Origin of the sequence: Bacteriovorax sp. PP10 (assembly GCF_035013165.1) — a bacterium.
GTDB lineage: Bacteria > Bdellovibrionota > Bacteriovoracia > Bacteriovoracales > Bacteriovoracaceae > Bacteriovorax > Bacteriovorax antarcticus.
This window is the reverse complement of record NZ_JAYGJQ010000001.1, coordinates 1416261-1442353: the sequence shown is the minus strand read 5'-3', so window position 1 is coordinate 1442353 and position 26093 is coordinate 1416261. Positions and strand designations below refer to the sequence as shown.

General features: G+C 39.2%; 23 protein-coding genes. 13 read left to right on the top strand and 10 right to left on the bottom strand.

Annotated features, from left to right (window positions below):
• The first annotated feature begins 95 nt into the window (after window positions 1-95).
• From SHI21_RS07065 to SHI21_RS07050, 4 genes are all read left to right on the top strand, one after another.
• On the top strand, window positions 96-410 hold the full coding sequence (locus tag SHI21_RS07065) for a 2OG-Fe(II) oxygenase (RefSeq protein WP_323575595.1): 315 nt from the start codon (window positions 96-98) through the stop codon (window positions 408-410).
• Between the two features lie 142 nt (window positions 411-552).
• The gene (gene rpmB / locus SHI21_RS07060) at window positions 553-786 is read left to right on the top strand and encodes a 50S ribosomal protein L28 (protein WP_323575594.1); all 234 of its coding nucleotides are present in this window, start codon (window positions 553-555) and stop codon (window positions 784-786) included.
• An 87-nt stretch (window positions 787-873) separates the two neighbouring features.
• A complete protein-coding gene (locus tag SHI21_RS07055) occupies window positions 874-1368 on the top strand; it encodes a hypothetical protein (protein WP_323575593.1) in 495 nt (164 codons plus the stop codon).
• Window positions 1368-2732 (top strand): sensor histidine kinase, encoded by a 1365-nt coding sequence (locus tag SHI21_RS07050; protein ID WP_323575592.1) that lies wholly within the window; start codon window positions 1368-1370, stop codon window positions 2730-2732. Before SHI21_RS07055 ends, SHI21_RS07050 begins: the two co-directional genes overlap by 1 nt.
• 37 nt (window positions 2733-2769) lie before the next feature.
• Here SHI21_RS07050 and SHI21_RS07045 read toward each other — a convergent pair whose 3' ends face one another.
• Entirely contained in the window at window positions 2770-4458 is a 1689-nt protein-coding gene (locus SHI21_RS07045) for a S8 family serine peptidase (protein ID WP_323575591.1), read from the bottom strand.
• Window positions 4459-4657: 199 nt separating this feature from the next.
• On the opposite strand from SHI21_RS07045, the gene SHI21_RS07040 reads away from it, so the two are divergent.
• Window positions 4658-5431, top strand: coding sequence for a hypothetical protein (locus tag SHI21_RS07040; RefSeq protein WP_323575590.1), 774 nt, complete (start codon window positions 4658-4660; stop codon window positions 5429-5431).
• A gap of 5 nt (window positions 5432-5436) precedes the next feature.
• Entirely contained in the window at window positions 5437-6471 is a 1035-nt protein-coding gene (locus tag SHI21_RS07035; RefSeq protein ID WP_323575589.1) for a DUF4340 domain-containing protein, read from the top strand.
• Here the strand turns inward: SHI21_RS07035 and SHI21_RS07030 are convergent.
• Both SHI21_RS07030 and rpmG read right to left on the bottom strand, forming a co-directional pair.
• Window positions 6468-7913, bottom strand: a complete 1446-nt coding sequence (locus SHI21_RS07030; protein ID WP_323575588.1) for an HD domain-containing phosphohydrolase — start codon at window positions 7911-7913, stop codon at window positions 6468-6470. The genes SHI21_RS07035 and SHI21_RS07030 overlap by 4 nt on opposite strands.
• Before the next feature lie 140 nt (window positions 7914-8053).
• Window positions 8054-8233, bottom strand: a complete 180-nt coding sequence (gene rpmG, locus SHI21_RS07025) for a 50S ribosomal protein L33 (RefSeq protein WP_102244260.1) — start codon at window positions 8231-8233, stop codon at window positions 8054-8056.
• Between the two features lie 102 nt (window positions 8234-8335).
• Here rpmG and SHI21_RS07020 point away from each other — a divergent pair, with 102 nt between their 5' ends.
• Both SHI21_RS07020 and rpmE read left to right on the top strand, forming a co-directional pair.
• Window positions 8336-8626, top strand: a complete 291-nt coding sequence (locus SHI21_RS07020; protein ID WP_323575586.1) for a hypothetical protein — start codon at window positions 8336-8338, stop codon at window positions 8624-8626.
• 152 nt (window positions 8627-8778) lie between these two features.
• Window positions 8779-9009, top strand: coding sequence for a 50S ribosomal protein L31 (gene rpmE, locus SHI21_RS07015; protein WP_323575585.1), 231 nt, complete (start codon window positions 8779-8781; stop codon window positions 9007-9009).
• A 47-nt stretch (window positions 9010-9056) separates the two neighbouring features.
• Here the strand turns inward: rpmE and SHI21_RS07010 are convergent, their stop codons facing one another.
• Window positions 9057-11441 (bottom strand): hypothetical protein, encoded by a 2385-nt coding sequence (locus SHI21_RS07010; RefSeq protein WP_323575584.1) that lies wholly within the window; start codon window positions 11439-11441, stop codon window positions 9057-9059.
• A 193-nt stretch (window positions 11442-11634) separates the two neighbouring features.
• Between SHI21_RS07010 and SHI21_RS07005 the strand changes: the two genes are divergently transcribed.
• Together SHI21_RS07005 and SHI21_RS07000 are read left to right on the top strand one after the other, a co-directional pair.
• Entirely contained in the window at window positions 11635-12093 is a 459-nt protein-coding gene (locus SHI21_RS07005) for a hypothetical protein (protein ID WP_323575583.1), read from the top strand.
• A gap of 120 nt (window positions 12094-12213) precedes the next feature.
• A complete protein-coding gene (locus SHI21_RS07000) occupies window positions 12214-13017 on the top strand; it encodes a transglutaminase domain-containing protein (protein ID WP_323575582.1) in 804 nt (267 codons plus the stop codon).
• Here the strand turns inward: SHI21_RS07000 and SHI21_RS06995 are convergent.
• From SHI21_RS06995 to pyrE, 3 genes are all read right to left on the bottom strand, one after another.
• Entirely contained in the window at window positions 13014-14099 is a 1086-nt protein-coding gene (locus tag SHI21_RS06995; RefSeq protein ID WP_323575581.1) for a class I SAM-dependent methyltransferase, read from the bottom strand. The genes SHI21_RS07000 and SHI21_RS06995 overlap by 4 nt on opposite strands.
• Window positions 14071-15342 (bottom strand): citrate synthase, encoded by a 1272-nt coding sequence (locus SHI21_RS06990; protein ID WP_323575580.1) that lies wholly within the window; start codon window positions 15340-15342, stop codon window positions 14071-14073. The genes SHI21_RS06995 and SHI21_RS06990 overlap by 29 nt, the downstream gene beginning before the upstream one ends.
• Before the next feature lie 84 nt (window positions 15343-15426).
• Entirely contained in the window at window positions 15427-16056 is a 630-nt protein-coding gene (gene pyrE / locus SHI21_RS06985) for an orotate phosphoribosyltransferase (protein WP_323575579.1), read from the bottom strand.
• A 143-nt stretch (window positions 16057-16199) separates the two neighbouring features.
• On the opposite strand from pyrE, the gene SHI21_RS06980 reads away from it, so the two are divergent.
• Window positions 16200-17573 (top strand): HD domain-containing phosphohydrolase, encoded by a 1374-nt coding sequence (locus SHI21_RS06980; protein WP_323575578.1) that lies wholly within the window; start codon window positions 16200-16202, stop codon window positions 17571-17573.
• A 2-nt stretch (window positions 17574-17575) separates the two neighbouring features.
• Here the strand turns inward: SHI21_RS06980 and SHI21_RS06975 are convergent, their stop codons facing one another.
• Window positions 17576-18919, bottom strand: coding sequence for an HD-GYP domain-containing protein (locus SHI21_RS06975; RefSeq protein WP_323575577.1), 1344 nt, complete (start codon window positions 18917-18919; stop codon window positions 17576-17578).
• A gap of 106 nt (window positions 18920-19025) precedes the next feature.
• On the opposite strand from SHI21_RS06975, the gene sfsA reads away from it, so the two are divergent.
• Entirely contained in the window at window positions 19026-19718 is a 693-nt protein-coding gene (gene sfsA, locus SHI21_RS06970) for a DNA/RNA nuclease SfsA (RefSeq protein WP_323575576.1), read from the top strand.
• 59 nt (window positions 19719-19777) lie between these two features.
• Here the strand turns inward: sfsA and SHI21_RS06965 are convergent, their stop codons facing one another.
• Entirely contained in the window at window positions 19778-19939 is a 162-nt protein-coding gene (locus SHI21_RS06965) for a hypothetical protein (RefSeq protein WP_323575575.1), read from the bottom strand.
• A gap of 319 nt (window positions 19940-20258) precedes the next feature.
• On the opposite strand from SHI21_RS06965, the gene SHI21_RS06960 reads away from it, so the two are divergent.
• Window positions 20259-20765, top strand: a complete 507-nt coding sequence (locus SHI21_RS06960; RefSeq protein ID WP_323575574.1) for a hypothetical protein — start codon at window positions 20259-20261, stop codon at window positions 20763-20765.
• 48 nt (window positions 20766-20813) lie between these two features.
• On the opposite strand, the gene SHI21_RS06955 is transcribed toward SHI21_RS06960, so the two are convergent.
• Entirely contained in the window at window positions 20814-25919 is a 5106-nt protein-coding gene (locus SHI21_RS06955) for a tail fiber domain-containing protein (RefSeq protein WP_323575573.1), read from the bottom strand.
• Window positions 25920-26093 lie beyond the last annotated feature (174 nt).

The following is a 26093-nucleotide window of genomic DNA, read 5'->3' as shown; positions in this document are numbered from 1 at the left end:
CTGATATCATCGAATACGCGAGATCTGAAAATTGGTTAGCGATCGATCGATATTTCCTGGAAGCTGAACGACCTGGTGGCGCTTTATTCGAGTTTATGAAAACGTTTCTGACCTTCACCAGCATCGAACACATCATCTCCATCAGAACGACTCCTGACGATGAAGATGGTATCTGGCACGACGACGGTTCAAGAATTTTAGGATTTACTCTTTCTCTGACTGAAAATCCTGATAAAATTATCGGCGGGCATCTTAGATTCCGCAAAAAAGGAAATCGCGATTTCGTCTCACTGCCGACCAGGCCATTGGGCGAAATGTTGATCTTCAAGACCGGAATTTATGGGTTTGAGCACATGGTAAGCGCTGTGACAGAGGGAAAACGAGTCTTAATTGCGGGTTGGTGTTCGTAGTTTTCCAAGGATTTTAAGGCCTTTGCGGCCCGTCAAGAGAAGGAATTAAGAAAGATCCTTGTCTTATTGCCCCTACTGAGTTAATCTTTCGAAACTTTTTAAGAATTTATATAATTAACTATTATCTTTATAAGGATTTTTTATGGCACGCACATGTGATTTAACTGGAAAAAGAAGATTAGCAGCGAACAAAGTTTCTCATGCTAACAATAAAACTAAGACTATGAAGCAAGTTAACCTTCACACTAAAAAAGTTTTCGATCCTGAGACAAACTCAGTTATCCGTTTAAGACTTTCTGCTAGTGCAATCCGTACTCTTGATAAAGTTGGATCAATCTCTAAGTATGTGAAGAAAAACGCACACCTTTTTGAATAGTCCTCAAAAAACTTAATTTAAAATTAAAAAAGGCTTCCTTACGGAAGCCTTTTTTTTTATGTATAAGTTGCTTCCTGGAGATCTCGCATGAAACAACTTTTTATCCTCTTTTTTATTCTCATTTTGTCCGTATCGGCCTCTGCCAAGTCACCTTATCCAAGACAAAAAATTATTCTCTCAGGAAGTTTACTTCCAACGGCCCCAAAAGTTATTTCAGTAAAAGACATGGAAGACTTTAAGAACTCCATTTCAATTACGATCTTCGATCCATACGACAAAAATACGAAATCTACATTTTTTGGTTTTTATCTAAAAGACCTGGTACTGGCCTATGGATCACCTGACTTTAAAGTTTTAAGAGTTGGTGCGATTGATGGTTATAAAGTTGATATCCCCAAAGAAGAAATCATGAAAGGAAATCTTTTTTATACCTATAAAGATAATCTTGGATACTTAACAGTCGATCGCATGGGTCCTGCTCGTATCATTGCGCCGGTTGATGGAATTGTGAATAAAGATCTCTTACTTAAAATTGGTGTGTATTGGGTTTGGCAAATCAAGACCATTGAGTTCATAAAATAATGATCAAACATAATAACTATAACCGCAGCTCTATCTTTGCTGGGGTACTCATTAATCTTGCTGTCTCGATAGTTTTTATCGTCTTCATTATCTTGGGGTATAAAAGCACGACTGAAAATGCGGCCATCCAGGATGACACTTTCAGAACTCACTTTCAATCTCGTCTTATTTTGAAAGTCATCAATGGCCTCAACCACTCAAGGGCCGACATCCTACTAGGTTTAATAAATAAAAATCAGATCAACATCACTGAAGCTGAAGACAATGTTCTTGGGGCCCAGTCGAATTATCATATGCTGCTTTCTGAGCAGGAACTCAATCACGGAAGAATTTCTTCCCAGTTCAAATCAAGCTTTGCTGAAATCAGAGACCTTTATGACAAGGTTTTTACAGATGAGAGCAATTACTTAAAGTCGCCCGACATTCTAAAAACAATCATCACGAAGACCACAATCTTAGTTGATAAAATGCACGATGAAGAAAGCACACTCTGGGTTGATGAGGCCTTAAAACTTCACAATTTCTCAAAAGTTAAAGAGCGCAATAAGCATATATTTTACGGACTGACTGTTTCATTTATTTTCATCCAGGGTATGTTTATTTATTTTACGATTTTAAGATACCGTATGAATAAGCAAATTAATCTTCAGCATGAAAGGCTTGTTTTACAAACCAGGCTTTCGACTCTAGGGATGATGAGTGCGGAACTTGCTCACGAAATTAACTCTCCACTCATGGTTCTTGATGGCCGCCTAAAAATTCTACAGAACGATTTAATTACCAGCTCTCATGCGACAGAGAAAATGCTTAAAAATGTCGAGATCATTAAGCGCAGCTCACACCGTATTCAAGGGATCATCAAAAGTTTTAAAACCCTATCTAAGAGCGGCGAAAAAGATCCCTTTGAGCCCATTGAGTTAGGTGTGATCTTCGAAGAAGTTGAAGACCTGGTCATGCCAAAGTTATCTGATGAACATATTGAGTTGATCATTAGTGATGTCAATTCTGACTATTGGATTGAAGCACGCAGGATTCAAATCGTTCAGGTGCTTACCAACTTGATTAACAATTCAATGGACGCTGTTAAACGTTTGGATGACCCGTGGATCAGACTTGAAACAAAAATCAGAGGCGATCATATTATTATTTATGTCACTGATAGCGGGCCTGGAATTTCAACTGAACACGATGTAGATATCTTTGAGCCATTTTATTCAACGAAAGGATCAAGTGAAGGAACAGGTTTAGGACTAAGCATCTCTAAAAAAATCATGAAAGAGCACGCTGGAGATCTGGTTTATAATCCTGACTATCCCAACACTCAATTTATTTTGACCTTCAAATATAAAAAGGCCCGCTCATAAGAGCAGGCCTTCTATTTTAAGATTTCATCAACAGTGACTATTGAACTTCAATTTCTTGAATTAAATATCCCCATTTTGACATTGAACGATCTGATACGAAGTTAATTGTCAGAGAATCCCCTTCAACATAATCAGTCGTATAGTTTGTTCCTGTACCAGTAACTTTTTCAACAGTGTTACCAGCTGAATCCGCCACTCTTACATAATCGTATCCTTGCTCAAGTTCATACTTAGCAAATTTTACTCTGATGTATTTAGCACCTGGAACTGTGATTGTCTGAGAGTCATTAGCATTGTCTACGTATGGGTGAGCTGACTCAATAACCATTGAACGAGACTTCCATGAATTGTCTTTTGGACCTGAACGCTCTGGACGTGTGTTCGTTAAAAGATTGTAAGCGTCGATTCTTGAAGCAGTTGTTGTTTTACCTCTAAGAGCAGTAACCGGAACACCTGTCATCGTTAAACGCTCTCTCATCACTTCATGAGGCATTCTTCCTTCTTTAGCAAGTAGTAATCCAAGAACCCCTGATACGTGTGGAGTTGCCATTGAAGTACCTGAGTACACATCATACTTTCCACCGTTAACAGTTGAAAGAATATTGTGTCCTGGAGCTGCGATATGAACTGACGTTTTTCCGTATGAAGAAAAAGACGCTAGGCCGTTTTGTGCTGTAAGAGCTGCAACCGCTACCATGTTTGGTGTTTGGTATGAAGCTGGGTAAGAAGGAGTTGCATCGTTATTAGATGAACTATTTCCTGCTGCTGCTGTAAAAATGATCCCTTTATCAGATGCTCTTTGAATCGCTTCAAGAAGTGCTTCTGAGCGTCCGCCCCCACCCCATGAGTTTGACATTAGATCAACGTCCATCATTGTAGCGTAGTCGATGGCCTTAATAGCTGCTTCTAAAGATCCTGAACCATCATCACCTAAGAATTTTACGGCCATGATAGATACGTCTGCCATTACACCTGAAACACCTGTTTGGTTGTTATGAACAGCACCGATTGTTCCAGAACAGTGAGTCCCGTGTCCGTTTCCGTCCATTGGGTCTGAATCGTTATTTGCGAAGTCGTATCCGTAAACGTCATCAATGTATCCGTTACCGTCATCATCGATTCCGTTATTTGGAATTTCTTTTGAGTTAATCCACATGTTAGCTTTTAAATCAGGGTGAGTGTAATCAACACCTGTATCGATAACCGCGATTTTTACAGCGCGTGATCCGCGAGTGATATCCCATGCCTTAAGTGCATTGATATCTGCCCCTTCTACTCCCGCTTTTCCTTTTGGCTCGTTTGAACCTGTATTTCTCATACCCCAAAGTTTTCCGAAATCAGGATCGTCCGGCGTTGCTGCCAGGAAATCTGTGAAGGGAGACTTTTGAAGTTTTTTAACTAAATCTTTGTTTGCTTTAATCGGGTCAATTGAATAAATGAAGTTTGGTTCAGCGAATTCAATATTCGGATTATTTTTTAGAGCTGCGAGTGTAGAAGATAATGATTTATCATCCGACACTTTTAGTACAGATAACTTATCATACGAAAGATTGATTTCTCTTTGCCCCTTAATACCTAGTGATGAAAGTGCTCTACTCTTAAAGAAGTTCTTTTCCTGACCGGCCTTGAACTTAACAATAATTTCGCCTGGAACGTGTGGTGCTTCTGCTGCAACTAAACCAGTTGTCATCGCAAGCGTCGATAGTCCTAATAGCATTTTCTTCATAAGTCTCCCTCCTTGGAGCAAATAAAAACAAAAAACCTTATAATCACCATAGTAATTGAATCGGCCTTCATTAAAGAAATGTAGTCTGTTATTAGCGTAAACGATGGTGCCAAAATGCACAGAGGTTTTTTCTCAAGGAATATTTTACCCGAAAACACCTCTCTATCTTTTTTATGTAAAAATGCGATAATTCGATCATATGATACACAACAGCTCATCAGACCCTGTTTTAATTAAAAAAATCTCTCTCAAAATCTGGTCTTTAAGAGACGAGATCGAAGCACGCATTCAAGCTCAAATTGAGGCCGGAGAAGTCACACCAGAAGTACTTGATACAAAGGTTGCAGAACTGCAGTCTGAGTACACAAAAAAGTCTGAAGGTGGAGATAATGTTCTTCAATTAAAAACAGCAGAAGATCTTCCAGCTGACGGTGAAGATGAAATGGCAAAGGCCATGGCCGCTGCAATGGAAGGCGGTGTGGATGACGCTGCTCCAGAAGAAGGCGCTGAAGCTAATAATGTTGTTTCAATGAGCGGAGCTCCGGTTGTTGACGGAAACGTTATCAGTATCGCTATCGAGTCCCCTGTTAATTTATCAGAAGACAAAATTTCAAAAGGAAAAACAATCCTTTCTGAAATCGGAATGGAAAAGATGTTTTTCTTTTCTAATAAAGCATTCACTGAAGGACAATCAATTGTGATTCAGTTTTGCATCCCCAAAACTTTTATCGTGAATGCTGACGTTATCTACTGTCGCCCATTCAACATTAAAAGCAGAATCATCAGCCAAAATAATTACACACATAGAATGCTTATCAAGTTCAACTTCTTAAAAGAGGGAGAGCGCGCACTTCTAAGACAATTCATTCAATCAATCGAACCAGATGTCACAAAAATTGTGAAAAAAGCTCCTACAGAGGAAGCTGATTCTGGTGAAGGTGACTTTGGAGAATTGGATGACCTAGGACTATAGCCTCCATGCCAAATGCTTTCAATTTAGAAAAAAGAAAATTGTTTTCCAATCTTGTACTCATAAGCTTCCTGGCATTGGTTGTTGGTACGATGTTCTTATCAAACATCTTCAAGACACCTATTAAAGGCCAGAAGGAAGTGATTGAGCAATCACTAGTTTTTTCCAACAAAGAACTCGACAATGTAACGAGCCTCTCTTTAAAAAATAAATCAGGTGAATTTACTTTTGAGCGCGCTGACACTCAAAGCTCATCTCAGTGGCACATGACCAGCCCACGTGACATCTCGGTGAACTCTGTCTTCGTTGAAAAACTATTTTCATCTTTAAATGTTATTAAGACTAAAAAGCTTTTAGACGATGACAAGGCCAACAACTCCAACTTCTCATTAGAAAAACCTACAGCGATCCTGACCCTGACTGATGATAAAGATAAGAGCATCATCCTGAGTGTAGGGATTATGAATACAATCGACAACTCTACCTATATGAAGATCTCTGGAAGAAACGGCATCTATCATGTTGAAGCTCCTTCAATCTCACTAGAGAATATTACACTAGCTGACTTAGTTGAATCTTCAGTATTCGATATCAACTTCAATACAATGACGAGCTTTAAGATCTTTAAAAAAGCATCGACTGTTCCAACTTTCGAAATTCATAAGAAAGATGGTATCTGGGTAACTGCTGATGATAAGGCACTTGATATAAAGCGCCTGGAAGACATGGTTGATGACTTTGTCACGTTAAAGAGTAGCTTTACTCTGGATGCTCCAACAGACGCTCAAAAAAAGCAGTCACAAACCCTTATTTCAAATGCTGAATACACTGTAAAAATTGAAAAGAATGAAGGCACGACTCTTTTATACAAAGTCAGTCCTGTGACTAAAAGTCTGGTTGAAGTTCCACTTAAAGATGAAGCCCACTTCATCATCAATGAAAACCACTCCCCTGTTATCTATATCGTGAAGAAAGATTTCATGAATCTTTTTGAACTGACTAATGACAGTTTAAAAGCGCTGACAACAACACCAGCAAATTAAGAAGCTTTTTTCACGACTCTAGAGTTGGAAGGAAGGACTGTGTCTTTGTGAACCTTATCAGGATCAACGAACACCTTGATGAACTTCTCAACTAGAATTGAGTTGTAACGTTTCACTCCGATCTTATCCATCAGGATTCGTCTCAGAGCTTCAGTTGGCTGAAGTTTTTCATCAATCATAATATGCACGAAATCATCGGCCAGGCAGACGATGTTAGCAAGTGTCGGGATTTTGCTCCCCTTCTTCTGGAAAGGAAATCCTGTTCCATCAAAAGCTTCATGATGATGAAGGATAATTTGTTTTACCGAGTTATTAATCAGGCGGTTGTTTTCTACAATTTGAAATCCCAACTCAGGATGTTTCTTGTAAACATCAACTTGCTCAGGACTCATATCTTTCACACTAAGATTTATAAATTCTTTTGGCAGCATTGTCTTTCCAATATCGTGAAACATACAGGCCATGGCCGTCGTTTCAATCGTGGCCTTTGACTGCCACTCGAACTGCTTAATGATTGCCGTTGAATAAAGTGTCACTAAAAAAGCATGCGAATAAGCTGTTGGATCAAAGTCCTGATACGACTTTAACACCGTATAAAGATCCGTTTGTTTTTCAATCAACTGAAACACACTCTCGCAAACTTCCTTCCCTTGTTCGATAACCTGAGGCTTAATTCCCACGGTAAAAGCTTCTTCGATAAATTTCTCAGTCACATTCTTTAAAATGTTAACCTTGTTAGAAACCGGAACATTTTTATTATCGATTAACTTTTTGGTTAAAAAGTTATTGTAGTGAATGAATTTTCTTCTATCACTATTATGGAAATAAAGATTTTTAACTTTCTTATCGTTTTTATATTTATCGAGACGATCTTTTGAAAACGTATCGCCCGTATGGAGAATTTTTAAATATTTGTCTTGAGACAACTTGATGTAGACATCAAACAGTACGGCCGATGATGAATAAAATTCATCAATCTTAATCGAAGTAAAACTATCATCTCCCATCGAGACTTCAGTTTCATCACTCATCCCTTCTTTTTTATTCATCGACATCATCATGTCTGAAAGCGACTGATGCCCTTCAAGAAGTTCTTTGATGTGTGAAACTTCAAATGGTCTGACAGCAAGCTCAGAAACACCAAGTTTTTTCAACTTCTCTTCCGTCACTTCCCCACTATCAATACGGGCCTTGTCGTTAAGAAGAATGATCACACGCTGATTGGTGTAATTGGTTTTAATAAATTTTAAAACCTGAAGACATGAATGATTTTCTGTTGCGTAGTTCATGATCACAGCGAAGTACTGTGTATTGTACATTGTGAGTTGGGCCTCTTTACCGTTGATGACGGTATGGACATCATAGTGCGAGTCGGTAAAATACTTCTTTGCCTGGGCAAGCCAAGTTTCATCGGGATCGACAATAAGAAGTTTTAACGCCAAAGATAGTTCCTGTTAAAAAGCATGCTTTTCACAAGGAATTTATCGGAATAATGAACGGAATACTAAAGCAAAAAAGTAGCTAAAAAGACAAGTCTTTCTAGCTACTTACTTAGATATTTAAATTCAATAAGAATTATAAACTACTTAATTTCTTTATGAAGAGTATGACGTCTAAGAAATGGATTATATTTCTTAAGCTCTAAACGATCAGGTGTCGTCTTCTTATTTTTTGTAGTTGTATATCTTGAAGGAGATTTCCCTTCTTTTCTTGCTTCTGTACACTCAAGTGTTACGATAACTCTAGGACCTTTCTTAGCCACAACTGCCTCCACGAACGAAAATTAAAACAGAGCTGAAATTACACGTTTGTCATTGGCATGACAACCAAAAATTGTTAAACCTTTTAAAAAAGCGAGATTTTTATGAATATTAATAACGACAATTGGACATCTTCACATTTTTATTCAGAACCCCTACGAGCTTTCATATCCTTAGGCGCTGAGCCGGTTGAAACTGAAGCAGGGCTCCAAGAAGTGGAATTCCAATATTTGGTGACAATGACCGACAAAGACTACGCTGAGCTTTACCAGAGCGCTCATAAGACATTAGATGAGGCCTTACAGGTTCTAAATGAAAAATATGGACACTGGGACCTTCAGGATGCCGGAGCTAAGGTTCATGGCGATGGCTGCTCTAGTTGTGCCGCTCACTAGGTCACAAAACGGTTCTCGTTAGACATCGGCCGGCACGCCTGTCCTATTGAAATTGATTGACGTATAATACAATATTGGCCATATTACTGGCTTATAAAAAAACCTGGTTCTGTATACAAAGCAGAGATCATCTATAGAAAAAGAGGTCCATAATGAAAGAAGGAATTCACCCAAAGTACGAAGCATGTAACGTTAGCTGCGTTTGCGGAGCTGTTTACGCTACTGGTTCAACAATTAAATTAGAAAAAATCGACATCTGTGCTGCTTGTCACCCATTTTACACTGGGAAAACAAAGGTAATCGATACTGAAGGAAGAATTGAAAAATTCAAGAAAAAATTCGGTACTGATTATACAAACAAATCAGCTAACGCTAAAAAGTAATTTTATTAAAGAGGCTCCTTCGGGAGCCTTTTTTTTGGTCAATTTTCTTATTCTAACTTCTGCTGCTTTCTTCTTTGCTTGTTTTGCTCATCAATTAACAGATTGGCCCTATTGTATTTGCGGTATCCGCAGAAAAACTTTGTCATGTCCTGAGGATTAACCAGATCATAACTCGCTTTCTTCAAACCACTTCTTGGTGTTTCTGAAACATAATCAGTGAAACGGATAACCGGACCATTTTTATAAGCACTAAACTGCGCCTTAGAGCACACTGGATAGATGTCTTTGATGAAACTTTCTTTAGCACTGTAAACGTAAGGTAAAATTCTAAAACATAAATCGTTTTTTTCGATCTGTGTTACTTTCTCACTCTTTAGTGATTCGATAACGTTCTTTTTAAAGAAATCAAAAAACGAATTCAGCGTTTCTTTAGAGTTATTTTGAGCAGATTCTAAACTGATGTTTAACTCCGCTAAAGAAATTGAGCTATCACCCGTCGAGTATGAATTTAGAATTGATTGAACCAGGTCAAGCTTAGTCGAATTGATAACGTTCACAACCCCAGCACCAAGGTCATTGTTAAGAAGTCTTGCTTCCATTTCATAGCTGACCATATATCTGACTTTGCTAAAATAAACGACAGTTCCTCTTTCTTGAAGTTTTAAAATTTTCGAAATACATGAAGTAATCTGGAAACCTTTTATTTCTAAAATATCATCAGAGTCTATAAATGCAGACGAGGGTTTATTTTTTGCACACTCAGGTGGCAGAACTTCGTCAGGAATTGTTCGAGGGATCATCCCTTCATTAACAAGTGCAATAATGTAATTGGTAAGCTGCTTAGTTTTTGCAATGTTTTTAATTTCAGCTGCGTAGTTATTATTTTGTCCTTCGCAGTCTGCATTTTGCTTGCATCCAAGAGCTGATAGATATTTTGTAATACGATCTGCATTGGCCACGATTTTCTTCAGGCCCACAAGTGGACTTGTCTCGCCTTTTAATTCTCTTTTAGCATTAACGATAATTGAATAAGCATCAACCGAGATCATTTTTGATCTTTCTAGATTCACAAGATTTTTTGTCGACTGAACAATTCCAGAAGCATTCTTAATAACTCTGTCCCAGTCATTTATTGTCACTGGAAGTTTGTAATAGTTTACGTAAGCAGCAAAAGATGTGCACGGAATTTCACCACAAAGAGGTATGACAGTGTGAAGTCCTGGCTCGTAGAGTTCATAGGCAAGTAAGCTACGAGAGTAAGTCGTAAAGATCGGATTTTCAATTGAACTCTCTGCCATCATACCTGCACATGGATTCAAGCTTGGGTAGCTGAGAAGATTCACGAGACATTCAATATTTTGAGAGATCGCAGTCTTTAAATTATTTTCATTTTCCAGAGTTAAAAAGAATTTTCTTTTAATTGATCCAAAAGTTTCAAGATAAGTGTCTGCCTTTCTTAAAAACTCCGCTTGGATTTCAGATTTTTCACGGTTAGTTAAATCACCTTCTGAAGTAATCGCACTTCCAGAATAAACTTCTTCCAGCCAGCTTGATAATGGTTTTAACTGATAGCTAAGTAAATTAATCCCTTCGTATCCTGCTCCAGTTGAATTGATTGAATCAATACGATCCGAAATTAATTCCTGAGTTTCATTAGTCGCACAATACTGATCTGTCAGGGCCTGAGAAACGCAACGAAGTGCCGTTGGCATTTCAATATCCTGAAGTTTATCAAGGGCCTTGTTGTATTTTAGCTCACTAACATGCTTACCAACTGCTTTAACAATAACGGCACCACCAGCAAGGGCCAGAGACGTTCCACCAGAAGCAAAGGCCGCTGTCACTAAAAGAGCGTTACTCATTATTGAACTAATTTTTGCTGTGTTTTTCTGGTAACAGGCATTTCCCTGAGTCGTCTGAAGCTCTGTTAAAAAATCATCTGCTGCTCTTACCAACTGATCTGCAACTCTTGCTTCTTTTCCTGAGAAGTTTGAAAAGCGTGTAAGGTTCGAATTGACATTAACCAGCGATGCTTGCGAAGAAACGATTTCAGTTTGCAGGTAATCTTTCTGTGTTGATCCCAGTGATGAGTCGTTTAAAAGACCTGTATAAAGAGCAATCTTTTTTTCCAAGGCAGCTCTGTCGTGCTCTTCTGAACTTTGAGTTTCAAAACTTTCATATAGCGATGTGTATCTTCCAACGGCCGCAGAAAACGCGACAGCTCCACCACAATTCGTGTCTTTTTTTAATTCTTCGATTGTACTGTAAAGAGACTGAAGGCTCAGTAATGTCGCCGTTACATTGCGAGTAACTACTTGTGGGCACTGATTAGCAAAAGAGCTAAGAAGCAGGCGCGACGGTCTTACCCCTTCATCAGCGCGAAGAGCAAAACTCGCAGTTAGCATTATAAATAATACAGTTAACTTTTTCATCTTTGGCCTCATCAGTAGTAAGGCATAATAAAGTAATTAAGAAAAAGTTGAGAAATAAAGGAGTAAGGTTATAAATTTTATAGGTTTGGCCTAAAAGAAGTGAAGACTTTCATCTCTATGTGTCTTGAATTCTTATCTTAAACACGCAAAAGTTTAAGCAATATAATTTTAACCAGAGAGCTTTTGAGTGAAAATGCTGATCGTTTTTTTAACTATGATTTCAAGTGTCGCAATGGCCGGTGATAGAAACACTGCTTACGGAATGGTTTGCAAAGATTTAACTTTTGAATCTGACCGCAATAAATGTGTTGAGACCATCAGACCACACTCTTACTTTGATGATCAGGCCCTAGGAATGTGTGCGGCCTTCACTTTTGATTCAAACAAGATTCAGTGTCTTGGTTTAATCGGTGGAAAACAATACGATGCTTACGAAATCGATGCATGTAGAAATACAACTTTTGACTCTGACAGATTGAGATGTTTACAACAAAATGGTCGTCCAGCAAACAATCGTCCATGCCTTCCTCGTCAGGAAGTTCTAGGTCAACTACAGGCCGGATTAACTGACCTTAGAGTTGGAAACCTGGGGACTGTTGATAAAAGACTTCAGTATTTAATCGCAAACTTCAGCAATCCAAGCTGCCAGTAATTAACTAAATCATTGAAATGCGGGAGAGCTCCTCCCGCATTTGTGTTCAATTTTTATACACGCCTGTAAATCCTTCCTCCTCTAATGAACCCACCCCCTAAAAATGGGATAATCGGGTCTATGAAAAATCTATTTTTTGTTTTTATTCTGACTATGTCTTCAATGGCCCTTGCTGGTGTTACCAGTCCTTCAACTGTGAATAACAGCTTGGTGGAAGTGAGTGGCCAGGCGAAATCAAGTACAAAATGGATCATGCTCAATATCAAGAAAGGGTCTTACGAAGAAGAGTATATGGTTCCGGCAACTGCTGGAAAATTTAATACGACGATTGCACTTCAAGCTGGATCTGGAAAATATAAAATAAAAATGTATCAGACTTCGAATACTGATCGTTACACCACTTACAATTCATTCGACTCTATTCAGGTTGAAAATACTGACAGTAGAGATATGAGTTTTTTACTTCCAACTGACGTTGTTCAATCAGATGATCCAAGAGTTGTTTCGCTAGTGAGAGATGTAACAGAAGCTGCAGGTACTGAAGAAGAAGCATTCCAGGCCATCTATAATTACATTGCTAAAACTGTAAAATACGATCAAGTGAGATACAAAGATAAGTCTTATATGACTCATGTTTATGATGCTCTAAGCGTTCTGGAAAATCCGGTTGCGGTTTGTTCAGGTTACGCTAATTTATTAGCTGCCATGTCGAGAGCTTATGGAATCAGGGCCAAAGTTATTAACGGAAAAGCGTTGATGTCTTATGGTTGGGGTCAACATGCATGGAATGAAGTTTATGTGAACGATGAATGGAAAATGGTTGATCCTACGTGGGATGCCGGAAGAAAATATCAAAGTTATTACTTCATGGCGCCTGAGAGATTTGAAAAAGATCACCATAAAGAAATGGAAATGAGATACTAGGTTACAGAGTTAAGTTTCACTCGGTATTTATCACCGACGATTTTCTCAACTGTAAAATTAAGCTTCTCACCTACATTTAGGTTTTTAAATTTCTTCTCGAGTTTTTTATCCAATTGCTTCTTTTGGATTTCAACCACGACATTTTTGTTTTTATCGTTTTCGAACATACAGACTTCGTATTCAAAACTAAATTTTGTTTCAGTGATGTAGCGGATAATGGTCGCTTCATTAGATGGAGCACGGTTTGATTTTCTCTTATACACATGAGCTGTCATTGGGAGAATCTTTCTATCGAGGCTCACTAACTGAGAAAGTCGCTCGACACTTGGGTCATGAGACGTGCGAAGAACCTGATGACACCAACTGTTCGGGCATCCGGCATTACTTGGGCACGGGTATAAAACATCGTAGGCATCTAAGACAGTTGTTCTTAATCTTTTTAAATCAGAAAAAAGCTCGCTTGTCCCCGGCTCTATCCAGATGACGTACTCTGGATCAATGGTCATGATTTGATCCTGAACTCTATCGATTCCCATTTCATTGATTGAGTGACCGTAGAATAAAACGCTCTCGCGGTTTGTTTCTCGGTATTTCAAATGAGTTTGGACATTCGCTTTTGAGAAAAAGCCTTTAATCATTTTTTCTGCCTGATTAAGCATGGTGCGAGATGAATCCACACAGATAATTTCTTTTGGTGGGGCTTCATTGAGTAAGCTTATTCCCAATGAAAAAGTTCCCGGGCCACAGCCGATATCGATAAAAGTGCGTGCACTTATATCTGCTAAAGTTTCCGGACTTAGTTTAGAAAAAAGGAAATGAAGTTTAGGAATATTAGTCGTGAGATAAAGGGCCGTGTACGCAGACACGTGATCATCATCTAAAACGTAATCGCCGATTTGATCGCGGCGTTTTGTGAACTTCATCGACATCTCTTGAATCAGGCGCACGAGATCGTTCTCGCCTAAATCAGGATTTAAAAGATGTGGACGAATGTCGTCGATAGATAAAAAAAAGGGCCCGAAGGCCCCTTCCAAATTTTCGTCTAATGATAAATTATCTTTTTCCAAGATCAGTGTACTCACGGTTTGTTTCACCAATGTAAACTTGACGAGGACGAGAAATTTTAGTTTCTTTTGTCTCTCTCATTTCTTTCCACTGAGATAACCATCCTGGCATTCTTCCTAGAGCAAACATGACTGTGAACATGTTTGTTGGGATACCAAGAGCTCTGTAAATAATCCCTGAGTAGAAATCTACGTTCGGGTATAGTTTTCTTGTTACGAAGTAGTCGTCAGCAAGAGCAGTCTGCTCTAAACCTTTTGCGATATCTAGGTATGGATCTTTTACACCAAGTTGAGCAAGAACATTGTCACATGCAACTTTAATGATCTTTGCGCGTGGGTCGAAATTTTTATAAACGCGGTGACCGAATCCCATTAGTTTAAATGTATCGTTCTTATCTTTTGCGCGCTCAAGTGCTTTTTTGTAATCGCCACCAGCATTTGAAATCTCTTCAAGCATTTCTAGAACTTCTTGGTTAGCTCCACCGTGTAGTGGTCCCCAAAGTGCGTCGATACCAGCTGAGATTGAAGCAAATACTGAAGCGTTAGATGAACCAACTACTCTTACAGTTGATGTTGAACAGTTTTGTTCGTGATCAGCGTGAAGGATTAGAAGAACGTCTAGAGCTTTTGCTACGTCTTTAGAAGCTTTCATACCCATCATCGACATAAAGTCTTCTGTGTAAGAAAGAGCTGGGTTAGAAGCTACTAGTGGTTGCCCAGTAGTTGTTCTTTGGATTGCAGCAGTGATGATTTTGAATTGACCCATTAGAAGAGCATAGATTTCATCTTTTTGTTCTTTTGTTGGGTTTGGATTGTTTAGTTCAGGGTAGTGTGCTGATAGAGCAACAGTTACTGAAGAAGCAATTGCCATTGGGTGAGCTGTCTTTGGGAACAGCTTAATCATGCTAGTGATGTACTCAGGAAGTTGAGAGTATGAAGCTACTTTCTTTTCGAAAGAAGATAGTTCAGCAGCAGTTGGAAGTTGTCCGTAGTTTAATAAGTAAGCTACTTCGATGAAAGATGATTTTTCTGCAAGTTGCTCAATTGGGTATCCTCTGTAACGAAGAATTCCTAACTCACCATCAAGGAATGTAACTGCTGAAGCGCATGAACCAGTGTTTAAAAAACCGTGGTCGATCGTGATGCATCCAGTGTCTGCACGTAATTTAGAGATGTCGATTGCCTTCTCTTTTTCTGACCCTTCGATTACAGGGTACTCAAGAACTTTTCCGTCGATTTCGATTTTTGCCTTTAAAGACATATAGATTCCTCCAATGATTGGGTCGTAAAAAACTATGCTTAAAATACCGCACTTAAAAAATGCTCGTCCAGCGAAATTTCTATTTTAAAATTTTGCAGACCACGCTTTAGGATCAGCGTGCCATTCTCTAAGGAGGTTCAATCCATCTTGATTAATTAAGTTTAACTCGAAAGCTGCAGAAGTTAATGCGGAAAAATCTGTCAGTGAGTACAAATGAATAGATAATTCACTTAATCTTGTTTTTGCACTTTGCATTTCATAATCCACAACACACAAACATGCATCGCAGGTAAGTTCTGCTGAAGTAAGCCCCGCCATTGAATCTTCGAGACTCGCACCCTGATTGACCAGGTCTTCAAAAAGAAGAACCTTCTGTCCCGGTTTATAATCCCCTTCTACTTGGTTTTTCCTGCCGTGATCTTTTGCTTTTGGCCTGACATAAACCATAGGTTTTTTCATTCGATCGGCCACGAATGCTGCGTGAGGAATCCCTGCAGTAGCAATTCCTCCCAGCTGATCGAAGCTTAGTTTATTTTGTTTAATCACTTCAATAAAAGCGGCCACTACCTGGTCTCTGAATTCGACGTGCGACAGGATTGTGCGATTATCGCAGTATATAGGGCCTTTTAGGCCGGAAGCGTATGTAAACGGGTTTTGAGGGGAAAACTTCACTGCGCCTAGATTAAGTAGGTTTCTGGCGATGTCCATTTTCATAGGTAATCCTTGCTGGTTAGACCCAGAGAGTCTTAAGGGCAAGTGCCGATTTTTGCTTTAAATTAGTAAAATTCAACATATTGCCGGATTTATAAGTTAAAATAGCTTAAGAATTATCCCCTATCAAACATGAGTTGTCGCTATTGAAAGCATTATTTATTGGTAATACGCCCGAGGACAATAAGAACATCGTTCGCATGATGGGCAATCATTTTCCAAAAGTACAATTAGTCCTATGCAGTGAGCCTGAAGGTCTGATGGAATTCATGACTAACGACGGCCCGTTTTCATTTGTGGTTGTCTCTATTGATAATAAAAATATCACCGTGGTGGATCTTTATCACTCGATCATCGACACACTTGGTGTGAGACCTTTTGTTTTTATCGGAACGATGAATTCAGTAAAAGCACAACTCACTAACGATATGGTTCACAATCAACAGACCAATGCTCTGGTTGAGCTTCCACTTATTCTTGATGAATTTAAAAAGGCCGTAAACCTAGCGATTGATTGGGTTAAGAAAGAAGAATTTGAAGAGTCGATTCTAGAATTCTCCCGCGATGACTTGCATCCGATGAGACTGCGTAACTTTTACCTTTTTGAATCAGTTCCCTATGATGTTTACATTGAATTAACGGCAACCAAATTTGGTAAAGTTATTTCAAAAGATAAATTCTACTCTCACCAGATCATTCAAAACTATTCACGTAAAAATATTAAGTACCTTTTCCTTCGAAAGGATGAGCATTTAAAGTTTTTAGATACTTCGATTAAAAATCTTTTAAAGATTTATGAAGCGAAACTCTCCGACAGAAAGAAATACCTGATGCTGCATTTGAAGAGTGCATTTTTCATGCACCAATTTATCCGTGCGGCCAGCGTTTCGGATGAAGTGAATAAGCTTGCTCATTATTTTATCGAATCAGTTTCTAACCTGGTTCGCAGTTATGAAAACGTTTCTGAGCTGCTTGATAGTATCAGTGAATCAGGAAACATTACTTTTGCCGAACAAAGTGTAGCGACGGCCTACGTCTGCGAACGCATCCTGCTTAACATGGGATGGACTGCCGACATGACCAGAGGGAAGCTGATTTTAGCTGCTCTTCTTCAGGACGTTTCGTTAGGTAATGATGACCTTATCAAGATCAGGTCTATCAATGATCCGAACTTAAAGATGTTCAGTGAAGAGGAACAGGAAGATTTTAAGAATCACCCACAGAAGGCCGCTCACCTTTCAACATACTTCAACGGATTTTCTGATGTAGATTTTATTTTAATGGAACAACATGAGCATCCAACCGGGGATGGTTTTCCAAAAGGATTGAACTCATCAGGACTCACGACGATTTCGTGTATCTTTATTCTCGCTTCTAATTTTGTTTCACGTATGGCCTTAACACAGAAGTCTCCTACTCAGCATAAAGATATTCTGACGAGTATGAAGCGCGTGTATAATACGGGGAATTTCAAGGATCCATTAAAAGCATTAGAGAAAGCATTCAAGCAGCGAGTTTAAACTTAAACAGCTGGGAAGTTCTCTAGAGTTTCAATAATCTTTTTATAAGTCGTTCTCTTGAATTTTTCATTCAGGAACTCCATGATCTTTTTGATATCGATAACGTAATCAGGATTCTGGTCACGTTGTTTCATAAATTCTTCAACTACTGATTCAGCAATTAAAACAATTTTTGAGATTGGAGAAATATCGTCTTTAAAATCGATGGCAAATCCAATTCCATTTGTGATCCCGTGATGCTGTTTAATTAAAAGGTCAGCGCCAATAGGTGCACGTTTATAAGTCACGATGACTTCTGCAGCTAGACGAGCATGATTGAGAACTGTTTCTTTTTCTTTATCTGTCAGCTCTTCACTAAAAAGCAGGTCTTCTTCGTATTTTAATGTCGGGTGTTTTAAATAAATCGGCGCCAGCATGATGTCGTGAAAAAATAGAACGAAGTTAATTTTTTCAATGTGGCTATCTCCACCCCATGAAACTCTGCGGATAATGTGATTGCTCACGAAGGCCGTAAGAATTGAGTGAGTGTATAAAAAACCATCGCGTTGAGCGTTTAGTATTGCTAGCAATTTTTTTAAGCTTGGAGTTTCTGTCACGATTTCATCCATGACTTTCGCGCAGGCATTGGCCAGAGTCATGATCTCAGCAGTCACCGCTGGTGAATCACTAAAGTTCGAAGCCGCGAACAAGAAACCTGTTTTTAGCGCTTCACTTTTTTCTGTTGTTTCTAATCCTTCAGTTTGCTCAAGGAAATCGACAATCGAAGTCGAGATCACATTGATGATTAACAAACGATCCAGGCTATTAACAAAAAGAGTTGTCACTCCTTCGCTTACAAATTGTTTTATGGTCGAGCCAATCAAGTCACCTTTTTTAGCAACGATTGTGTATGTCCCATCTTTCATTTGCAGATAAACGTTACAAGGCACTTCTCTGATTTTTACCAGGAACTGATTTTCAATCGGGTAATACTGAGGCACTTCTTTTTCGGCCATAGACTTCGCAGTCACACCCAATACCTGAGCGCATGATCTTAAAAGATTTTGTAAATTGTATGAATTAGGAACGACAATCACGTCAGCAAGTTCTTTGCTGGGATTTCCAATGACTACTAATTTCGTTTTGTAATTATTCGTTAACAGATGTTCGTAAATAACTCCTGCCGAGTCTTGTCCGTTGATCATGTTAATGGTGATTAACAGATCCGCTCTACTCTTTTTTAATTGTTCAAAGGCCTTATCTGTAGAATTCACCAATACAACTTTTGCGCCCAGATAAACTTCCAGGTTCGTTACATAAAGTTGATTGAGAATTTCATTGTCAGAAATGACGAGAATCTGGCCCATCGTTTACCCTTAAAACAGTTATGTCCACAGTTTAACATTAAATCGTTTTTGTGCCCCAAAATTATGTTGAAAAGAACTGCCATTCAAACTAAATTAGTAAGCTATTATGAAATTTAAAACTCCACTACACGCCGGTATTTTCCAGAAACGTTATAAACGCTTTTTCGCTGACATTCTTGTCGGTGATGTTGTCTGTGTCGCACACACTGCCAATACAGGAACCATGAAAACCTGTTTAGGTGAAGGCTGGCCTGCGATGATGAGTTTTCATGACTCACCTACCAGAAAACTAAAATACAGTTTTGAGATGATCAACAACGGTAAAACGTGGATCGGAATCAATACATCGCTGACAAATGGTTTAGCGATTGAGGCCATTCAAAATGGTGCTATCAAGGAACTCCAAGGTTACCAGGATTTAAAACCAGAAGCGAAAATTGGTTTGAGCCGTATCGATATTTTATTATCTAATGGTGATCATGAGCAGTGTTATGTTGAAGTTAAAAACGTAACGTTGATTGATGATCATGGACACTGTCTGTTTCCAGATTCTGTTACTGAACGAGGCCTGAAACATTTAGGTGAGCTACTGGAACTTAAGCGTCAGGGCATTCGTACAGTCATGTTATACGTGGTTCAAAGAGAAGACTGCCATTCATTCAAGCTTGAACAAACAATCGATCCTGCCTACTGTAAAAAGCTTAAAGAAGTGATTGCTGAAGGTGTGGAGATTTTGGTGTATCAATGTAAGATGTCGCCGGAAGAAATTATCATCCACAAGAAATTACCTATCGTCTAAAATCAATAAGGCCCGGGATATACCCAGGCCTTATATTGCAAAGAAGCTGCTTGAAAAAATCAGGCCGCTTTTTTATCTTTGTTAAAATTCACAGACGCTTCAGTAGTTGTAATACCGTGCTTATCTTTTGAACCTTGCATAAGCTTCAAATGGTTTTGAGCTTTCTTTTCTTTGGTCGTAAGTTTTTTACCGTGCTTCTGCTTTTCGTTCTTGTCACCCATTGGACTACCTCCTAAATACTTGCACTGTTTTCTTATTGTACTATTCCTATCGGATGCTCCCAAAAATACTTTAGTCTTTCCATCTGTTATTAAGTGCTTAATTCATTCCTTTCAATAACTTAAAGCATCAAATAGTTTCCCTTTGTGACCACAAAACAAGGCTTGTGGGGACGCATTACACGACAATTCGACACTACTATTTGCAGAGATCCAGAGGTTTTTGGTCGTTTTGGTGTCAATATCACACTGAAATACTTGGCATTGCCCCTGCACTACCTCTATCCGTGACTAACATAACGGTTCTCGGGGGGGAAACAATATGAACGCATCTACATGTCTATTTATGTTCGCAACACTACTACTATCTGGAAGAGTTCTAGCAAGAGAAGAAGTCATTGCAACAATCACTAACGATGAAAATAAACAAGTTTATACATTCGTCGCAGAAACAAATGAAGAAACAGATTCAATCAAAGCATTCTATAAAGATAATTACTCAGCTGCTGGAAAGAAAGTTGACCGCGAGCTTATGGCCAGCGAAAAACTAACTGAAGGTGGTTTAGTTTTAGAAAAGCGTGGTGACCACGAAGTCCTAAACTTAAAAAGTGATAACTTCGACCTTGATCAAGGTGGAATCGTAACAATCGATACATTATACAATGGAGTGAACGGACAAAGAAAAGAGTACGATCTGCAATTAGCAAAAGCAACTGATGGAGAATGGAGATTATTCAAAGGAAAAACGATTGTAACTAAACTGCACATTGTTGTTAACAAAAAATTTATGTTGGGAGCTGTTGGGGTAAAAGAAATTCAAATGAAATAGAAATACATTTAGATTTTATAAAGGATGGGCCGCTATTGCGGCCCTTTTTTATTTGCAGATTTTTGCTTTTGGATCTTTTTCACATAAGTAAGCTTTAATAGCAGCATTCTCTTTCTTCAACTCAGAGTTCTCCGCCATCACAGAAGCAATTTTTCTATCAGTCTGATTAAATCTTGAAACCAACTCTTTAAAAGCTTCAATCAAAGGAGCGATTAAGTGGTCATAGGCCACAGATTTTAATCCTGAAGCTTTATCTGTTAAGACAACTTCCGGATAAACTTTTTCAAGGTCCTGAGCGATTAAACCAATCTGGTGTTTATCACTAAATCTTTTTTTATCTTTCCAGTCGTAGCTCACACCATTTAGTTGTTGAATTTTTTCATAAGAGCTCATTAAAGGTTTAATGTTTTCTTTTAAGCGCACGTCTGAAGTCGCAGTACATCCTGAACTTGTACAGATTGAAACACCTGCGATATTAAATCCTGTTGCTGATTCAATAATAGTTGAAGAGTTAATAGTCCCTGTTGCTGCAATCGTCCCTGCTGTCGTGATATTTCCTGATGTGTTGAATGTTCCCGCCACATCTAGTTTATAAGTAGGAGCGGCCACACCAATTCCCACGTTCCCATCATGATAAATAGTCATTCTATCAGTAACTGTCGTTGATCCATTTGGAACGGTTGTAAATTTAAGTGAAGTTCCTGCGGCACCACTAGCAAAGAGCTGCGAGGTTACTGCGTACATACTTGCACCGACATATGTATTGTAATTAGACGAAGTATAACTTCCTCTGAAAGCAATCGAACCTAAAGTTTCTCCCGATTTCATAGCGGCAGCACTTGTATTATAGTTTCCTCGGTAATTTGTCAGGTTAACCATTGGGTACCCACCGTTACCGGTAGTGGGATTTCCCATATAGTTATCGTTATTGAATCCAGGATATAAAGCTGTGCTTGAAGTACTATCTGTTTCCAATAAAACAGTAGACTCTCTATTGGTTTGATAAATATTTAGAGTTCCGTAAGGATCCATTGTACCGATCCCAACATCTCCCCAACCATCAATTGTCACTCTATCTACAACTGCACGATCTGTACTCCCACTATTATTGTTACCACTTGTCTGAAAAATAATTGCAGACTCACCATTACCTGTAGATTTCCCGGCGCTGATGATAACATCTCCACCCTTCTTATTTGATCCACCAGCAGTTGCTCCACCTGCACTAAGTGATAAATTCTTACCAATAGTACTTGCGGTTGTATTTCTCTCTACTGCAATTGAGCGATCAACTGTTCCACCAAATGAAATGGTAGAAACTGGTGTTGTAGTCCCAATCCCAAGCGCTGTACTAGTCGTGTTAGCTGTCGTCGTATAACCAACACCACCAACGGCCCAAATCCCAACCTTACTATCAACGTACTGCTTGTTAGCAGCATCCATAATTCCAATTGGATCTGGTACTTCAATAAAACCTGTTAGAGAGTTAACTTTAAGTGATCCGTAAATAGTCTGGTTAGCAGACTTCGAAATATAATCACCTTGAGTAAAAAGTAATTTATTAAAGGCAACTAAAGTTGAATCAGTCGCAGCAATCGCAGAAGTCGCGTTGGTAATTCCTGTTGTACTTAATCCTGTAAGAACCGCTCCTCTTACTTTCGTATCAAAATTTTTCCAGGTAGCGTCCCCTGCATAATATGTTGTTGCATCTGCTGTTCCAGTTGGAGCTGCCGGTAAATTTGTAATTTGTTTTTGTAATTTCCCCATCCCCGAGAGTACAGAATCTGTAGCTGTGATAGCTGTTCCAGTCGCTAATGATAAACTCGTAAGAGGTGTCGCAAGAACTCCGCCTTCAAGAGAAGCCCAAGTATTATCCCCTCTTAAATAAGTTGTATTATCTTTTGTTCCCGTTGCACTTAAATGAGCAAGTGTAACTTTACCGGCCCCAATTGTATTGGCACCAACTGTTCCACCAATATCACCTGTAAGAGTAGTACCAGTTGCTGATGAGCTTACCCAACTTAAAACTCCACTTCCATTTGTTGAAAGGACGTAACCGTTTGTTCCGGCCGATGGAGGAAGTGTTAATGTATAAGCTGCTGTCGCTGCATCAGCTTTTAATGTTACGTAGTTTGTTGTTCCTTTTAATTTTACGTCAGTGTCTAAACTTAAACTTCCAGTAACTGTTCCGCCTGCTGTCTTATCTAATTTCGTATCAACGTATTGTCTGTTTGAAACATCTAACGGAAGAACTGGATCAGGGACATTGGAAATCGTTCCTGCACTTGTAAGTGCTCCACCTGATGTATTTAATTTCAATGCAAGAGCATCGTAAACTGCATTTCCATCCGGTGCGTGAGTTGTATCAGCATCTGTAATGGTCGTTGCAAGTGAAGCACCACCTGCTGGTAAATCTGTAATTTGTTTTTGTAATTTCCCCATCGCCACAAGAATAGAATCCGATGCAGTAACGGCCGTACCAGTTGCCAGCGATAAACTTGTAAGTGGAGTTCCTAATACATCGGCCTTCAATGCTGCCCAAGTATTATCCCCTCTTAAATAAGTTGTGTTATCTTTTGTTCCCGTTGCACTTAAATGAGTCAGTGTCACTTTTCCAGAACCAATTGTATTGGCCCCAACTGTTCCACCGATATCACCGGTCATCGTTGTTCCAGTTCCAGAGGTCGGAGTTGTCCACGAAAGCACTGCTGGATTTGCTCCGTTAGTCGTTAGGACATCTCCACTCGCTCCAACAACTGAAGGAAGAACGAAAACAATATTTGAAGCGACAGCATTAGGAGCTTTTAAAGCAACATAATCTGTTCCACCTGCTGCTAATTCTTTAAATCTCACTTCACCAGTATTACCAGCGGTTGTTCCAAATGGATCAATCGTCACGGCCGCTTGTTGATCTGTAGTCAGTGATCCCGTAGCAGGTCCACCAGCACTGATCCAGCTTAATACACCACTACCATCTGTTGAAAGAACATATCCGTTCGTTCCTGCAGTTGGTGGGAGTGTTAATGTATAAGCAGCAGTTGCTGCAGTCGCTTTTAATGTAACGTAATTTGTCGTTCCTTTTAATTTTAATTGAGTGTCGAGATTTAAATCTCCCGTCATCGTGCCGCCAATTTTAGCGACTTTAGTATCAGCGTAAGTTTTATTAGAAACATCATCTCCATTAATTGGGTCCGGAACATTTGAGATTGTTCCACCACCAGTTAATGATCCACCTGCAGTATTAAGTTTTAAAACAAGAGCATCGTGGACTGCGTTTCCATCTGGTGCATGAGTTGTGTCTGCATCAGTAATCGTTGTTGCAAGAACAGCGGCCCCACCAGCAGGAAGGTCTGTAATTTGTTTTTGTAATTTTCCCATTGCTACAAGAATTGAATCTGAGGATGTGATAGCGGTTCCAGTGGCAAGCGATAAACTTGTAAGACTCGTTCCTAGTATGTCTGATTTAAGTGTTGCCCAGGTATTGTCTCCTCTTAAGTATGTCGTGTTGTCTTTGGTCCCCGTGGCGCTCAAGTGCGTGAGAGTAACTTTGCCGGCCCCAATGGTATTGGCACCGATCGTCCCTCCGATATCACCCGTGAGGGTACTACCAGAGACAGATGCACTAACCCAACTTAAAACTCCACTTCCGTTTGTTGAAAGGACGTAACCATTTGTTCCGGCCGATGGAGGAAGTGTTAATGTATAAGCTGCTGTCGCTGCATCAGCTTTTAGTGTTACGTAGTTGGTCGTTCCTTTTAATTTTAAATCAGTGTTTAGACTTAAACTTCCAGTAACTGTTCCACCTGCGATTTTATCTAATTTTGTATCTACATATTGTCTGTTTGAAACATCTAAAGGCCCAATTGGATCAGGTACGTTAGAAATTGTTCCAGCACTTGTAAGCGCCCCACCTGATGTATTTAACTTCAATGCCAGAGCATCGTAGACAGAATTTCCATCTGGTGCGTGAGTTGTGTCTGCATCAGTGATTGTTGTCGCTAGAACAGTTGTCACTGCAGGCAATCCTGAAATCTTTGCTGCAGGGATATCTCCGTTAGCAATATTTAATTTTGCGTATGGAATATCACCGCTAGCGATATTTAATTTTGCATAAGGAATCGCTGCTGCAGGAATATTTAATTTCGAGTAATCAATTGCCGCTGCTGCATTGATGTCAGCATTAACAATTGTTCCATCGAGAATTTGGGTACTGTTAATTGTTCCGGTAATTTTTGAAGCGGCCACTCCTGCTATCTTTGCATCAGTCACGGCACCATCAGCAATGGTAGCTGTTACAACTGAGCCAGCTCCACCACCTGAAAGATCATCCGCTGCTACCCAATGTGTTCCATTGAACTTTAAAACTTTTCCATTCACTGGTGCCACTGATAAATCGACATCAGTTAGTTGATCGAGATCGTAATCCCCTTCCTGAGCAACAATATGTCCTGTACGTGAGAAGACCGATGTTACGAGTGTTGAGTTACCAATTTTTTGCCAGGCCGTACCGTTTGAAATAAGCCAGTCACCTGTCACGAATGATGTTGTTCCAATCATCCCGTCCGCACTTACAATATAATACGAACCAGAAGATGGAAACGGTACTGGAGTTGGGGCCGGAGGGTTTGTCGAAGCATTAAATGCTCCAAGATAATTAATCCCGGTAGCTGCTCTTGGTTTCCATGTTCCTGATACAGCATCGTAAGATAAAACATCTTTATCAATCGCTGCGATAGCGCAGTTAAACCCTTTACCATTTAAAGTGGCATTACAAATTGAGAAATCAATTGGGAACGTCGCACTTGCATTAGCATCAGATAAAATTAATCCAAAAACTTTTGAAACATCAAAAGAAAAGGCCTTGATAGAATTTGCAATGATCTGAGTGCTCGACTTAGACTCAATAGTGAAGTCTTCGCTTAATGAATTTCCATCAACTTTAACTTGAGTGATATCTGCAAGGCCCTGCCCCGTGATCACGAGTTGATTATTAATGATTTGAACTGAAGATACTGAAGCTGATTTTAGGTTCTCTTTTTTCTTCATTGAAACACTAAGAGTTGATTTATCGGCGATACATCCGGCCAACATAGAAACAACCAATAGAGTGCTAAATAAACCTTTTAGAATTTTAAATTTTTTACATTTAACCATCGAGTCACCTTCATGGGCCTACCCCAGAGAATTGTTATGGTTAAATTATAAATCAGAACCAGACGCAATCAGTCACATCCAAAGTACCGAATAAAATCCGGTACTACAAAAGTATATCTCTTGAACATAAAATCTGTTTAAGTGTTTAATTTTATTTAATAAACAAAAAATTTA